At 55.9% G+C, this 14862-nt stretch carries 11 protein-coding genes; 6 read left to right on the forward strand and 5 right to left on the reverse strand.

The annotated features are described in order from the left end of the window. The first annotated feature begins 12 nt into the window (after nucleotides 1-12). Nucleotides 13-1053 carry a TrbI/VirB10 family protein gene (locus U1739_RS14235; protein WP_332709181.1) on the forward strand — a complete coding sequence of 347 codons (1041 nt, stop codon included), beginning with the start codon at nucleotides 13-15 and terminating at the stop codon, nucleotides 1051-1053. Beyond that, nucleotides 1050-2090 (forward strand): P-type DNA transfer ATPase VirB11, encoded by a 1041-nt coding sequence (virB11, locus tag U1739_RS14240; RefSeq protein WP_332709183.1) that lies wholly within the window; start codon nucleotides 1050-1052, stop codon nucleotides 2088-2090. Before U1739_RS14235 ends, virB11 begins: the two co-directional genes overlap by 4 nt. Here virB11 and U1739_RS14245 read toward each other — a convergent pair. After that, entirely contained in the window at nucleotides 2060-2464 is a 405-nt protein-coding gene (locus U1739_RS14245; RefSeq protein WP_332709185.1) for a TrbC/VirB2 family type IV secretion system protein, read from the reverse strand. The genes virB11 and U1739_RS14245 overlap by 31 nt on opposite strands. A 258-nt stretch (nucleotides 2465-2722) precedes the next feature. On the opposite strand from U1739_RS14245, the gene U1739_RS21225 reads away from it, so the two are divergent. The 4 genes from U1739_RS21225 (at nucleotide 2723) to U1739_RS14260 (ending at nucleotide 8893) form a co-directional block, all read left to right on the forward strand. Next, complete coding sequence (locus tag U1739_RS21225; protein ID WP_443025566.1) at nucleotides 2723-3454, forward strand: Ig-like domain-containing protein; 732 nt, start codon at nucleotides 2723-2725, stop codon at nucleotides 3452-3454. A gap of 567 nt (nucleotides 3455-4021) precedes the next feature. Further along, nucleotides 4022-7816 (forward strand): RHS repeat domain-containing protein, encoded by a 3795-nt coding sequence (locus tag U1739_RS14250; protein WP_332709187.1) that lies wholly within the window; start codon nucleotides 4022-4024, stop codon nucleotides 7814-7816. A gap of 331 nt (nucleotides 7817-8147) precedes the next feature. Further along, a complete protein-coding gene (locus tag U1739_RS14255; RefSeq protein WP_332709189.1) occupies nucleotides 8148-8537 on the forward strand; it encodes a hypothetical protein in 390 nt (129 codons plus the stop codon). A gap of 2 nt (nucleotides 8538-8539) precedes the next feature. Continuing rightward, on the forward strand, nucleotides 8540-8893 hold the full coding sequence (locus tag U1739_RS14260) for a hypothetical protein (protein WP_332709191.1): 354 nt from the start codon (nucleotides 8540-8542) through the stop codon (nucleotides 8891-8893). Between the two features lie 7 nt (nucleotides 8894-8900). On the opposite strand, the gene U1739_RS14265 is transcribed toward U1739_RS14260, so the two are convergent. The 4 genes from U1739_RS14265 to U1739_RS14280 all read right to left on the reverse strand — a co-directional run bounded on the left by U1739_RS14265 (nucleotide 8901) and on the right by U1739_RS14280 (nucleotide 14641). After that, a complete protein-coding gene (locus U1739_RS14265) occupies nucleotides 8901-9296 on the reverse strand; it encodes an ATP-binding domain-containing protein (RefSeq protein WP_332709193.1) in 396 nt (131 codons plus the stop codon). A 412-nt stretch (nucleotides 9297-9708) separates the two neighbouring features. Continuing rightward, the gene (locus tag U1739_RS14270; RefSeq protein ID WP_332709195.1) at nucleotides 9709-10137 is read right to left on the reverse strand and encodes a hypothetical protein; all 429 of its coding nucleotides are present in this window, start codon (nucleotides 10135-10137) and stop codon (nucleotides 9709-9711) included. Then, nucleotides 10134-12740: an RHS repeat-associated core domain-containing protein gene (locus U1739_RS14275; protein ID WP_332709197.1), complete on the reverse strand. Its 2607-nt coding sequence runs from the start codon at nucleotides 12738-12740 to the stop codon at nucleotides 10134-10136. Before U1739_RS14275 ends, U1739_RS14270 begins: the two co-directional genes overlap by 4 nt. Next, nucleotides 12731-14641, reverse strand: a complete 1911-nt coding sequence (locus U1739_RS14280) for a hypothetical protein (protein ID WP_332709199.1) — start codon at nucleotides 14639-14641, stop codon at nucleotides 12731-12733. Before U1739_RS14280 ends, U1739_RS14275 begins: the two co-directional genes overlap by 10 nt. Nucleotides 14642-14862: the final 221 nt, after the last annotated feature.

Consider the following 14862-nt stretch of genomic DNA (forward strand, 5'->3'; position numbering starts at 1 on the left):
GACGTGCGACCAGTGGTGGCGCATCTGCCTCGGGGGCTGCCATGGTGGCTTATTGCCGGCGGCGTGACGCTAGCCGCGATCCTGCTCTTTGTACTGCTCGATACGAAACGCCGCTCGCTGACCGCGCCAGCGACGAAGGTGCGCGCCAGCGATGCCTATGCCAGGGCGGCGGCGCCCTCTCCGATGCTGTTCGTGCCGCCAGAGCCGGTAGTGCTGCCACCAGCTCCATTCATGGAACCGCGACAGGTTCCGATCACACCTTCGGCGCCACCTCCCGCACCACAGGTTTACCAGCCGTTGCCGATGCCTCAACCGTTACCGGTTGACGTGCCGCTTCCCTCACCGCCGCCCGCTGCGGGAAACAACGCTTCCGCCTTAGTCTTCGACTCAACGCAAGCCGAAGCGGTTGCGTCATCCGCTCCGCTAACTGCGGGCGCAAGCGCAGTCGCCGCGTCGGGGCGGCCGGGAGGAAGCGAACGCGCGCGGGCGACCATGATGCGGCAACGCCCGACCACCGTGCCGCAGGGCACGCTGATCCCGGCAGTGCTCGAGACGGCGCTCGATTCCACGCGTCCTGGCCTGGTTCGCGCCCTGGTGCAGCGCGACGTGCGAGGCTTCGATGGCACTAAGGTGCTGATTGGCCGGGGCAGCCGTCTGATCGGCGAATATGGTGCAGATCTTCGCTCCGGGCAAAATCGCGCGAGCGTAATGTGGAGCCGGCTAGTTCGTCCCGACGGCGTGACCATCGCGCTCAACTCACCGGCCGCAGACACCCTTGGGCGTGGTGGGATTAGAGGCAAGGTTAACACCCATTTCCTCGCGCGCTTTGGCGCGGCGATCTTGCAATCGACACTCGATCTGGGCGTAAATCTAGCTAGCCGAGTTGGCAACAACAACAATAGCGTCGTGGTGGGTGTTCCTCTCGGCAGCGGCGCGCAACAGATTTTTAATAACAATCAGGTGCAACCAACGTTGACCGTGCGGCAGGGCACGACCATTATGGTGTTCGTCGCGCGGGATCTCGATTTCACTGACGTCGAGACTATAAAATGAGCGCGCTTGCCGACCGGTCGATTTACCTCCAATCCTACCTGGCACCGTTGGCCGAGATGCTCGCCCGCGCCGACGTGACTGACATATACGTCAATCGTCCCGGCGAAGTGTGGGTCGAGACGATCAGCGGTGGCATCGAGCGCCTAGAGGCGCCCGGTCTGGACGAAGCGACGCTAGAGCGGCTGGCGCGGCAGATCGCAGCGCTGTCGCATCAGGGGATCAGTCGTGAACATCCATTGCTATCGGCGACCCTGCCGGATGGCGCGCGCGTGCAAATCGTCACGGCGCCGGCAACGCGCGGAAGCCTAGCGCTAGCGATCCGCAAGCACGTGTCGCCCGATCTCTCGCTCACCGACTATGTGGCGCACGGCGCGTTCGAAGGGACGCAGCGGGGGACTGCCGCGGCGGCATCGGAGATCGATATGGAACTCGCCGGTCTGCTGGCGGTCGGCGACATCGCGGCCATGCTGGCAAGCGCGGTTCGCGCACGAAAGAACATCCTCGTGTCGGGCGGCACCTCGAGCGGCAAGACCACGTTCCTGAATGCGCTGATCCGCGAGATTCCGGCGGAGGAGCGTTTGATCCTGATTGAGGATACCCCCGAAGTGCATATGCGCCACGCCAATGCCGTGGGTTTGCTTGCGGCGCGAGGAAGTCTGGGCGAGGCACGGGTCAGTGCGGATGATCTGCTCGCCGCGAGTCTGCGCATGCGACCCGACCGCATCATCTTGGGCGAATTGCGGGGTGAAGAAGCCTATACCTTCCTGCGAGCGGTCAATACCGGGCATCCTGGATCGATGACCACCGTCCATGCCGACAGCGCCGCGCGCGCAATCGAGCAGATCACATTGCTCGTGCTGCAAACCGGCACCAAGCTCGGCCGTGATGACGTGCACCATTATGTGCGCAGCACCGTCGATATCTTCGTGCAGCTCACCCGCAGCGGCGGACGGCGGGCCGTGTCGGAAGTGGTGCTGCGCCAAGACACTGGTATTTCGTTCAAGTGTTATCGCTGCGGCACCGACGCGCCCGCGTAGGGATCATAAGGTTCCGCGGGAACGCGGGGCGGCGGTGGTCTCATGGGCGTCGTGGGCTCTGACGGTTCGAATAAGATTGGAATCGGCCTTTCAACGACTTTGCCCGTTAGCGATTGCAGCCCCGCAGCAATACTCGACGCACCAAACAATATGAAGCAGCCAACTACGACGGTAAGTCCCCGACGGACATTGATCTGGCCCGAAAACATGAGCACGCCCGTTGCCGCGACCGCGACGATAGCAACCGTCGTTGCAACCGTCCCCAACATCGTGCCCTGCGTCCATTCAGCAGCGTTAAGCAGAGAACTGCTTCCAGCCGCACCTGGGGGTACCGCGGGGTCCTGAACCAACGACTGCACAAAAATGATAATCACCTCCTGCAGGACTTCGTTTGCCGGTTGTCATCCATATGCACTGTAGAGCTCCGCACCGAGAATGACATCTTAATGCTCAGAGTTGCACGCTATCGCGGATCAGGCAAACAAGCCGACGATATACGCTCCACTCCATAAGCGTGGATGGCGATTCCGGCTGGCGTTGGGCACGTGACAAACACCACCTCGCAGATCCAATATAATTGCTTGCGTTGATCCCCCTCGCGTGAAATCTATGTCCGAAATTCGGGGGGACACATGAAAAGGGTAAGATGGCTACTGCTGGCATCCGCCAGTGGCGCGTGGTTGTTCGCGAACCAGGCAAATGCTGCAGACACCACGACTTATACCTATGATGGATTAGGTCGGTTGATTGGTTCGTCGGTGGTGAAAGTTAACGGTACAACTTCGACAACCATCTGCCACGACTCCGCAGATAATCGGCTGCGTTACATCGTGGCCAGCGGGCCTTTGGCGTCCTGTCCGACACCTACGCCTACGCCTACGCCTACGCCTACGCCTACGCCTACGCCTACGCCTACGCCTACGCCTACGCCCACACCGACGCCTACGCCTACGCCCACACCTACGCCTACCGTCAATCAGCCTCCGGTACCAGTTGCGGACACTTACAGCCTGCTGTGCCATTCGGACGGCAGCAAGAACCTAACCCTGAATGACTCCGATCCCGAAGGCAACGTTCCGTTGGTCTTGCAGTCCATAACGCGCACAAGCGGTGATGCAGAGGCGGGGAAGTCAAGCAGTTCGACAGTGTGGGTTATCACTTACAACAAAGGACCCTCGGCTTTCAATTACATCGTAGCAGATAGCTTAGGAGCCACCTCTGTAGGAACGCTTAAGGTGACATCGACTGGTACATTGGCAGCATGCGGCGGTACTGGCACAGATGCTCAACCTGAGGATAGTTCAGCCGGCAGTGACCTAACATATGTGGATCCCGGCACAGGTTTAATCTCACCCCCAGAGTAGTTCGATTGTTGGCCTAGCATTGCCTAAATGCGAACATCTAGACAGGTAACAGGTCTACATCCGGGGTTAAAAATGTATCGACATCATTCGCGCGGTCGGGCGCAGCTAGTAGCCTCTCTTCTCGCCAGTACATTGCTATCAGGCGTGGCGTTGCCTGCATATGCGCAGGGGACGGACTCAGATCCACCTCCTGCGCGGTATTCCCTGGATGCTAATGGCGTTAATCTTGCCACAGGCGAGCAATTCCGGCCGGTAACAGAACTTTCGATAGGCTCCGGCGAAGGGACGTTGGCGTTAGTCAGGGGGCGAGGAGTCTTTGGAGGGAGTAGTTTCGGACAAGCCGTATATGTAAATGGCGCCATCTGGTCGGCAACCGTTCCGTCCGATGCAGGCGCCAGGTCATATAAGTTCGTGCTTGCTGGAGGGGTCTACACCTCCACGACCGGCGAGCCCGTCACCTTCGTTAATAGCAGTGCCGGCTATACGCTGACGTTAGCGGATGGGACGGCCTATGTTTACGGGTACACTACGGCCGCGACTCAGGATGGACCGTCGCTCAAGGCAAGATTGACGAAAATTTTAGGCTCCCGTGGTGATACGATCACGATTACTTACCTGAGTGTTGACTATTGCTCGGTGCTGAACCAGGAGCCATGCCCACAATCGCTGTATCGAACAAAGGTCCGAGTGCAAAGCGTCAAGAGCTCTTATGGCTATCAGTTGCTCTACTCATACGCCAATAACAAGATGGACAACCCGCTTCCTACCCAGGCGGTTAACTGGGACAAGCTGAATAGCATAACAGCATTCAATCTAGCAGTTGACTATTGTGCGCCGGATGCCGTCAGCTGCACCTTTAGTCGCCCTTGGCCGGGTGCTTCGTACTCGTCATCAATATCTGGGTATGATTTCATACAGTACGTGACCGCATTCGGCCAATTGACGCGTTACACCCGCACAAGCGGGACTGGGATCCCAGTCACGTATAAGATTAAACGGCCGAGCTCGACGACCGACAACATAACAATAACCTTGGACGGTAACGGTCGCGTAGGCTCGGTCAATACGGATGGGCGTATTACTGGCTATACATGGTCGCTGAATGGGAATCTTTTAACGGCTACGATCACAAACCCGGACGCAACGACGAGAGTCGTGGTTTCTGACACCACAGTGGGATTGCCGGTTTCCGTAAGAGACGAGCTTCTTAGAACCACTAGATACGAATACGATACGCAGGGCCGCCTAAAGAAGACAATCCAGCCAGAGCAGAACACTACAAGCTATACCTATGGCGACGCGAGTGCGCGCGGCAACCTGACCGAAACACGCCTTATATCAAAGACGCCCGGCACCCCGCCCGACATCGTCACCAAGGCGGGGTACCCTGTCGGCTGCAGCAATACGAAAACCTGTAATCAACCAAGTTGGACACAGGACGCCAAAGGCGCGCAGACCGATTACACCTACGACCCGACCCACGGTGGCATTTTAAGTGTGAAGCGGCCCGCCGCCATGGTGAACGGCGTGAGCGTTCGCCCCGAGACCCGCTATGGATATACGCCTCTTCAAGCCTACTTCAAAGGCGCGTCCGGCACCATCGTAGCATCGGGCGCGACGATGTATCGCCAAACCTCTGTTTCGGCATGCCGAACTACGGCAAGCTGCATCAACGGAGCGGATGAAGTCCGCTCTGTGGTCAGCTATGGACCTCAGGCAGCCGGCGCCGCAAACAATGGAATACCAGTATCGGTGACACGGGGTTCGGGTCTCGCGTTTCAGGCGAACGATGTCGCCAGTCTCGCAAAGACTTCGTTCGGATACGATGACATTGGCAACGTGACTACTGTTGATGGTCCGCTTACCGCGGTGAACGACGTCACGACATACCGCTATAATTCGGCGCGGAACGTCTCAGGCGTGATATCGGCCGACCCGGATGGCATAGCAGCCTTGCCGAGGCGCGGGATCCGGCTCTCGTACGATGTGGACGGCCAGCCGACGATGACGGAGCTAGGGACGGTTACCGGGACGGATGATACCGCTTGGGCAAACTTCACGTCGTTGCAACAATCGACGGCGAGCTACGACGCATCAGGCCGAAAGGTTAAGGATGTAGTTAGCGCGGGATCCACAACCTACAATGTGACACAATATAGTTACGACGCCGCGGGACTCAGTGAATGCACGGCGTCACGCCTCAACCCGGCCTCTTTCGGATCGCTGCCGGCGTCTGCCTGTACGCTGGCCACGGCAGGTACCTCAGGGAACGACCGCATTATCAAGGTTCAGCGTGACGCGGTTGGTCGTGTCACAAACACGTTCAGCGCCTTAGGTACCAGCTTCCAGCGCGAAGAAAGAACAAGCTATACGCAAAATGGCCTCGTCGACACAGTTACAGACGGCAACGGCAACGTATCCAAGCAAGCTTATGACGGCTTCGATCGTGCCAGCACGACTTACTTTCCGTCCAAGACAGCGTCGGGGCAATGGAATACAAGTGACTACGAACAATTTAGCTATGATTCCAATGGAAACGTTAAGACCCGTCGCTTGCGAAGCGGGCAATCGATTGCTTTCACCTACGATGCTCTTAATAGAACAACATTAAAGGATCGGCCGTCGCCAGAAACTGACGCCAGCTACGGCTACGATTTGATTAACCAATTATCATCGGCGAGCGAAAGCGGAATAAACGTTGGCCTAACTTACGACGCTCTCGGGCGCATCACTGCTGAGTCTCAGCCATTTGGGTCAGTTTCATACCAATACAATCTGGCAGGTGCTCGGACGAGGCAAGAATGGAATGATGGATTCTATGTAACTTATGACTATGACGCGACGGGCCAGGTCACCGCTATTCGGGAAAACGGGGCGACATCGGGAATAGAGGTGCTAGCCACTTATGCGTATGATGGGCTCGGCCGCAGGACGAGCCTCACCCGTGGCAATGGAACAGTGACCGCCTACGGGTACGATGCTACTTCGGGTCTTAATAGTTTGTCTCAGGACCTAGCCGGAGCATCTAGAGATGTCACATTGTCATTCACTCGCAATCCCGTTGGGCAAATAAAGACAGCGATGCGATCTAACGACAGTTATTCCTGGGTGAGTCCAAGTGATATCAACCGCCCATATTCAGTCAACGGCTTGAACCAGGCAACTGCCTCCGGACCGTTTGCACTGAGCTATGACGCACGTGGGAATCTTACCGGCTCCGGCACGACGGTGTATACCTATTCGCTCGAGAATATGCTGAAGGCAGTAAGCAATGGCACCACCTTATATTATGATCCCTTCCAGAGGCTGGTTGAATACGACACGACGGTGTCTACTAGATTCATTTACGACGGCACATCAATGGCTGCGGAGATTGACAATCCGACGGGTGTAGTTCGGCGGCGGTTTGTGTACGGCCCTGGTCCTGATGAGTTGCTAGTGCAGTACGAAGGATCCAGCCAAAATGACCGCCGGTTTGCTCATGCTGATGAGCGGGGCAGCATCGTTGCCTATAGCGATGCGAGCGGCACGGCGACCGGAACAAACGTCTACGACGAATACGGCATTCCTGGGCCGGGCAGCGTCGGACGGTTCCAGTATACGGGCCAGGCTTTCCTTGAAGAAATCGGCTTATATTACTATAAGGCGCGAATGTATTCGCCCACGCTCGGCCGCTTCATGCAAACCGATCCCATTGGCTACGCCGATGGACTGAACTGGTACAACTACGTCGGCGGAGATCCGGTGAATTACTCCGATCCGACAGGGCTTTCTCAGGGAGCTTGCGGCCCCGACGGTGGAGCTTTGGACGAGTGTATCGTCACGGCAATTCGGCAGCAGAACGAAACTATGATCGGCAGCTGGAATTTTGTTGCAGTGCAAGCGGGGTTAAACGGTCTTGATATGGCACTCGGCGGTTCAGTAGATAAGCAGCAAAATGCCGAGCCGATGTGTCACCAAGGCGCGCTGAATTTCTGGAATGGCCTTTCTGACTTAGGCGAGGGATTTTCATCGGCGGGTGACATAGCCGTGACCGTAGGAGCGGTTGGCGTAGTCGGCGGGGCAGCTATCACCGCAACAGGAATAGGTGCACCGGTAGGAGCAGCGACAGCAGCAAGCAGCAGTGGCTTGATAGGCCTGGGTTTGCTTTCGAAGGGCATCGGAGGCGGATTGCAAGCCATCGGCAATATCGGGGCAGCCATCAACACGGGAGATACGAGAGCTGAAAACAACGCAATATTCTCTGCGCTTACGTCTGTAATCCCAAGCGTGGGTGGAAACGCAGGTGGCTTTTTTCAGGACAAGGCTCAGAGCGCTGCCGAAAATATGATTGGTTCAGCCCGAACTAGAAGGAAGTGTTAATCATGGGCGGCCGCGAGTGGGGGCTCATACTAGTGAGCTGGTTAGTTGCAACGTCTGTTGTTACTTTCCCTAGGTATTTTGCTTTTGCGATATTAAAATTCACTGCATTTCGATACAGGCCCAGTTTACTGGTCGATCTGGCTCCACAGATATTTATATTTTCTGTAGTTTGTGGATATGGAGCTTCGATGCAACTCCCTTTCGTGCCATTGCCGTTGGTTATGACATTCCTCGTATTAGGAATGAGTGCCACACTAGTTCTGCTATATGTGGGTCTTAAGTGTGAGTTATCGACTGTGGGTAGAAGAGCTTAGGTAATGCTATCGTCCTGATGTATGCGCCGCAAAAGGTGGAGCCCTCCACTCTACAGTGCGTTGGAAAGGCCCTGTGGGACAATAAGGCCGTCTTGGCGCTTGATGGTTTGAGCGTAGCAGCATCGTTCGTTCCTGAGGGCCGGGGGTTGCTGACCGCTGGAGCATCAATTGTCGGTTCTTATACCGGCGTTGCAGCGCTCGGGCTTGGTGTAGCTGGGAAAGACGCTACCGGAGCAATAATTGGTGGTTCTGGACACTATGTATCGGCTGCCGCTGGATTGACGGATGGTGCCAAGGGCTTGGCAAAGAATCTTCCGGTTGCAGGACAAGCGCTTGCAATTGGTGGGCTCGCGTATGACGTATATGGCACTATTGCTGGCAGCGGCTGTCTCGGTGGCAAGAAGTGACCGTGGGTGGCGATACGAAACCAATCTCATTGGGTTGGGCATTAGTATGCATGGCCGCCAGCTTAGTTGTTGCGATTGCTGTCAATGAGGCGATCCTTCCGGGTAAAGGAAAGGTCGTATTCTTAGGCGTCTTTGTGACATCCTTTGTTGGCAAATCTATTGATGGCATGGCTAGCAGAAATGTCATACTTATTTTTCTAGCTGCCGTAGCGTTTTTCCATGTTCTCTTGGTTGCACTTGGTCCCAATGACAATCTGTATCCGGGAGGGTTGCTTTTCCCGATTGGTGTTGTGGATATCGGAATTTGCTATTTAGCGTTCCGTTGGACGCAGAAAAACTTGGAACCTGACCACTAGGTGAAAACTACCCGCCGATCGCGATCCCCACGGCCCTGACGGGTGCGGGGGTGGCGATCGTCGCCACCTTGCCGCGCAACAGCGTCTCGTCGATCGCGCCGACCTTCGCGCCGTCGCGGCCCTCGATGGCGTCCAAAAACGCCAGGCGATCGTCGGTGTAGATGGTGGCATGGGTCTTGGCGCGGGAGATGGCGACATAGGCGATGCGGGCATCGACGTTGCTGCGGAGCGACTCCAGGTGGACCATGACCCGGTCGCTGGTCGCCCCTTGGGCGGCGTGGATGGTCAAAACCCAGCCGGGGCGGATGTGACGATCGGCGACGCGGGCCATGTCGAGCGTCTGACGCTTGCCGGTCTTGTTGCGGACGACGAGCAGGCCCTCGTCCGGGTCGATCGCGACCACCTCGGCCGTGCGCCCGTTGACCCGCTTGGCACTGTGGTTGTTGCGGGTGAACTAGACGCGGTCGCCGGTGCGAAACTCCTGCGCGACCTCGGTGTAGGCTTCGGCCTGGTCCGCGCCGCTCTCGGCGGGGTTCCAGATGATGGCCTGGTTCGCGGGATCGAGCAGCCGCAGCGTGTTGCGCTGGGGTCGATGGCATCGACGCGGTAGGCAGTATCGCGACGCAAGCTCTCCAGGGCCGGTCGACGAGCTTGTTCCAGGCGTCGCAGCAGTGATCAACGATGTCGTCGTAGGATTCGAACCCGCGGTTTGAGAGCCAGTTGTCTTGTCTCGCCGCAGGGCAAGACAGCTCACCGAGGCGCTTGGCCTGCGCGACGGCGCGCAGGTGGGAGCGATAGATGAGACGATGGGGCGTTCACAATCGGAACCGTTGAACATCTTTCAACCACTCCAGTTGCCCCCCTTGCTCCAAGAACGGCCCAATAATACAGTTCAGAACGGCCTCATGCAGGGTGAAGGCATCTTCATATGAAAGATGAAGCAGTTCGACTTCTTTAGATGGTATATCGTAGAGCGACATATTAATTCCATCCTGATCCTTGATCAGATCAAGTTTGTATCCCGATCCTCTAAGAGTTTCATGATATCTTGATGCTGATCGATCCTTCAACACTTCGGTAAACCGCTCAAGCCATTCCGTGCTAGGAACGTCGAAGGTTATAGATTGGTTGCCCCTGACTACATGCACTCTGCAATCGTCAAACCTATAAATCTGCGCAATCTCATTAATTTCTGAGACAAGAAGCTCCCAAGAGCCAACGATATGACACTGGATTTCCATCAATTTTCTTTCTTGATGGGATATACGTTCATGATGACCCTGATCTCTAATGGAGCGACAGGCCTTGTTCCAGTGGCAGCATCTCCAACGGGAGCCATCGCCGCACCTTCAGCAGCCGCTTGTCCCCGAACTACTGGATCGCCGATCGAGGACAATGAGTTAACAACAACCCTGACATCCCGCTGCCCTTCGGAACCAACTCCCCGGATTCCTTCATTAGCTCCTCTTAAGGTCAACCAGAAGTCTTTGGTCGAAACTGCTTTGCCATCATAGCTGGTTCCGCGATTAGCACCATCATCAACTACTCGACCATTTCGTTCAGCATCAGGAATAGCGCTTGAGGCATATCGCGCTAAGTCTGCGCGCGAAGGAGTTGATCGAAAGTGATCCTTGTTGTTGTTCGCATCTGGCCCATGAGTATTGACGATTTTATCATACATTTTCTGAGGCAAAACGTAGACAACCCGCCTGCCATCATCACGATCTTGAACTTGCTGATTGCCTGTTGGATCGCGTCCATTGACCGGATCGTTTGCGACATAGGCATAGAGGTTAACCTGGTCGTCATATCCTATTGGATCGGTCTGGAGGAACCTTCCTAGGGTAGGCGAATAAATCCGTGCCTTGTAATGATACATCCCCAGCTCGGGAATCCACGCCTGCCCGGTATATTGGAAACGCAGATTGGCAGGGCCACCGTTCGGGATGCCATATTCGTCGTAGCCCTTGACCCCGATCAAGGCACCATTGCTGTCCGCGACCGACACGATCGAACCTTGATGATCTGCCTGAAGGCTACGGCGGGTCGTGCTCGACACTGCGCTGCCCTCATACCAAAGCACGGGATCGTCCTCGCCAGCACCGTGCACATAGCGCCGCAGAACCGTGCCGCTGCTGCTCAGCTCAAGGGCTAGTTCGTTGCCATCATATACGAATTGTGTGACCCCGGTGCTGCCATTGGTCGTCTCGTAGAGGCGTCCCATTGGGTCATAGGTCAACGTTGCCTGAACCGCGCCGGTGTAGTTGACTGCAGGACAGGTTCCATTGACCTGGGCCCGCTTTCCTACAAGGCGGTTTTCGACGTCGAATTTGTAAGCGCTGGTGCCATCGAGCGTTAGGTTGCCGTTGCTATCGTGACAGAACGCCGCGGGCCCCGCAGTCGTATACTGATTCAATCCGTTGACCGCATACGCCCGGTTGAGATTCACGTAGCCGGTGAACCGGTACTGGTCGTTAGTGCGGGTCCGTGTGACGATCTGATTCGCTGGATTGTACGTGAAGGACAGCGTTACGTCGTTCGCGGCACCCACGAGATCGTCGGCTAGGCTGAAAAGCCGCGAGACACTGTCATAGCCATAAGCTCTAGCCACCCCGCCGCGGGTATCGCCTGATCGCTGTTCTTGAGCATTGTAGCTGATGGCGACGACCTGAACGCTTCCGTTTTCCCGAATCGCGGTTAGCCGATTCAAACCGTCATAGGTTGAGGTAAAATACACTGCATCCGGATGCGTCACGCGCGTGCGATTTCCGTTCGCGTCCCATAAATATGCCAGTGTCCGGGCGGTTCCGCCCTGATTAGTTGTGCTCGAGGTTATTCGCCCGAACCCGTCATGGGCATTCGTAATCCCCTGGCCCTCAGTTGAGCCGTACCGTGCATACAGCTGCAGGCCACGCAGATCGTACGAATAGTAAACGTCTTGCGTAGTGTTGCCAGGCACATCCTTCAGCGTGACTCGATTCAACGCATCATAGTTGTAGTTGATGACCTGACCGTCTCGCTTCCGCAGCAAGGTTTGGTTACCATTCGCATCGTATCCATATTGTTCATAGTCAGCAGCATTCACCGACCAAGGTGTTGCTTTTGAGGGGAAGACCCATTTCAGCCGCCGATCGTACCCGTCATATGAAAATTCGGCGCGATTAGCATTTGCGTCAATAACGGCCGCCTGCTTGCCATTAAGCGTGTACTCATAACGAGCATAGTCGATCTGGACGCCTGTACCGAACGCCTTCTGAACCTTCAAAACTTGGCCGGCGGCATCATAAATGATTTTGGTGATGCGGTCCTGCCCCTGGCCGCCCTCCGTCCCTAGCAGGCACGCGTTGGACGGTAGTGATGTGAACACAGCAGGGTTCATCCGAACAGCCGTGCATTCCGGACGCCCCGCGCTGTCGTAACTGTATTGCGTCACAGCGTAGACAGTCCCCCCTGAAGACACACTCGCCTTGAGCTTGCGATTGGCTGCGTCATAGACGACGTCTTGGGTCTGAAAGACTGTGAAGTTGGTAAGCTGTTGCCATTCGGACGGCTTCACGCTTTCGGGCTGCCAGGCCCCCAACTCTCCCGTCTCGACTTTGACCAAGTTACCAGAGGCGTCGTATGAATTGCGCACGGCTGCATATTTCAGCGGACCGGTGCCGTCGGGATCTGGTGCGATGGTTCCCACAAGCCGCTGCATCAGATCATAGCGCGCGCCGCTGGTAAACGCCGATGCTGACGATTGCGACCATGCCGGGGATGAAGCCATCACCGATGTCAACGCGCTTACCGCAATGGCAATGCGAGCTAACATATTTTGGATATCGCTGCGCTGGCTCAGTTGCATGATGTTAATCCAGCGAGGGGCGCGGTTTCCCAGATTTTATTGGCTGCGCTGTCATAGCCATAGCAGGTCCGTAATGGTACGCCGTTCGCCGTAACGATCTTGCCCTTTAATAGCAGGTTGCTGGGTGTCGAAGCGTTTCCGGTCTGATATTCGTAGGTGACCGCCAGTTCGTCCGATGCCCCTCCTGCGCACGTGTTGTTTACGGTCGTTGTCGACCCGCAGCTTCGCTCTTCCGTCAATAGCCAAACGGGATTTGCCGCCTGGACATAGCCGCTACCGCTTTTCACCCAGGCGAACTTTTGCGCGTAGCCATAGCGCGTTACGGCTGCCAAGCCTCCAACAGCAGGAAGCGTCCTAGTCAAAACGCCGCCGTGATCAGCGCTGTATGTAAATGTTTTAACGTTACCATTGGCATCGGTCACCGTCAGCGGCTTTCGACAGGATTTCGAATTCACGGTGCACGAATAAGCCGCGCTCGTGATTAAGGTTGGTAGTGACGAGCCTGCTTTAGCAATTGTCATAATCTGGGTAACGTTTAGTCTGCTATCATATGAGTAGTTGGTCCTGATGCCCTCCGGATCGACCGAGTATTGCATCTCCGTGACGCGGCAGCCGCCGAGGCTATCAAACGGCACGCAAAAATCTGAAGTATGCGTCCGGCCAAGCTCATCAACGATTTTCTCAGGTTTAGGTGTAATGTAGAAAGTTCTATCATTCAATGCCTTCGGCGGACGGTGAAAACCGAATAGGACGCTCACGGACTTTCCATCGTAACTGTAGCTTCCGCCAGCAATTTCTTCCGATCCGGGCGCAGTGTCACCCTGTGAAAAGCGGACGTAAGAATAACTGTACGTGGGCCCCGACGTAAATTGTTGTGACAGGACCGCTCTAAAATATGGATCCCCCTGAACGCCGACATAATTGTTCACAAGGAACGGCGTTGGCGAACTCGGCTTATAAAATGAAAGCGTGTAGGGCGTAGCCGTATCTACGTAATTGGTGCTGAATGCCCATGCCGCCCCCAATACGTCTGTTGCTTGGGTCATAAAATTGCCAGAGTAAAAATAGGAGGTTGATGGTGCGCCCGCGGGGCAGTTGTGGTTTGCAGGCGCCTCATAAACCGATAAATTTAATGCGCAGGCCTTCGACACAAGGGGGCGGCCGTCCCTACCAGTCGTATATTCAAAGAGAAGTGCAAAGCCGGTGCTTACTGCAACTTTTCTGAGCCGGGTATTCCAGTCTCCCGTGTTGTCGTAAGTGAAGACGTACTTGACTCCACTAGCAAGGGTCATATCCGTGGCATAAGCGCATAAGTTAGTTAGATGACCACACCGCGCCGACGTGAAGGTTGAAAAGTTGATTATGTCTCCATCGGCGGAAGTGTAACGATAATAATAAGTTGCTCCCGACTTTATTCTCTCAAGATTCGCATAGGAGGGGTTCACCGGTACGCCTACGGATCCGTAATTACTTTCGGGCGAGCCTGATCGGAAAGTCATCGACCGACTACCGGCCGTAACAGTAATCTGGCTCGAAGGCGGAGGAGCGGCCTGCCCCGACACCCCCTTGAATGGTACGGTATACTGGGTAAGCACAATTTCCCAACTGTGCGAGAATTGCGCCATCCGCTCTCGAAACTGCGTGCTGTCGGTCAGGCGGGTTAGGGAAATACCACGGCCCGAGTCGGGATCGCCAACACTAAGATCGGTCACTGAGTATCGGTACTGGCCGGTCCTCATATCGACAGCGCCCGGGCTCAGTGTAAAACGATCGGAGGGAACGGGCGCCAAAATCCCGGCGTCCTCTTCGGCGAAGGCGGGCATCGCTGAAAACACGGTCGAGCAAATGCAGAGACATATTCGGGAAGCCGCGACAACCCGTACCAGAATGCCGCCAATCATCTCTTACCCCACCCCATTATGGTCCAATTCAAGGCAACAATCGCACGTTGGCGTACGACATTTGCCCTCCCCGTGCTCGTTTTCCAACATTGGCAAGCGCGCTATTATTTCGATAATGCTACGCGCTCCAACTTTACGCGGATAAGTGGGCATAGCTAGATTGTCCTCGATAGGCGGGCAAGTCGTTTATTAGCCGACGGCCATCCGGCGAATTGATACCC

Origin of the sequence: Parasphingomonas puruogangriensis, assembly GCF_036663635.1 — a bacterium.
Taxonomy (GTDB): Bacteria; Pseudomonadota; Alphaproteobacteria; order Sphingomonadales; family Sphingomonadaceae; genus Sphingomonas.

Bases quoted from the DNA above. Each gene is read 5' to 3' on its own strand.
- virB11 (WP_332709183.1), top strand. From the start codon at position 1,050: ATGAGCGCGCTTGCCGACCGGTCGATTTACCTCCAATCCTACCTGGCA.
- U1739_RS21225 (WP_443025566.1), top strand. From the start codon at position 2,723: ATGAAAAGGGTAAGATGGCTACTGCTGGCATCCGCCAGTGGCGCGTGG.
- U1739_RS14275 (WP_332709197.1), bottom strand. From the start codon at position 12,740: ATGCAACTGAGCCAGCGCAGCGATATCCAAAATATGTTAGCTCGCATT.
- U1739_RS14255 (WP_332709189.1), top strand. From the start codon at position 8,148: ATGTATGCGCCGCAAAAGGTGGAGCCCTCCACTCTACAGTGCGTTGGA.
- U1739_RS14280 (WP_332709199.1), bottom strand. From the start codon at position 14,641: ATGATTGGCGGCATTCTGGTACGGGTTGTCGCGGCTTCCCGAATATGT.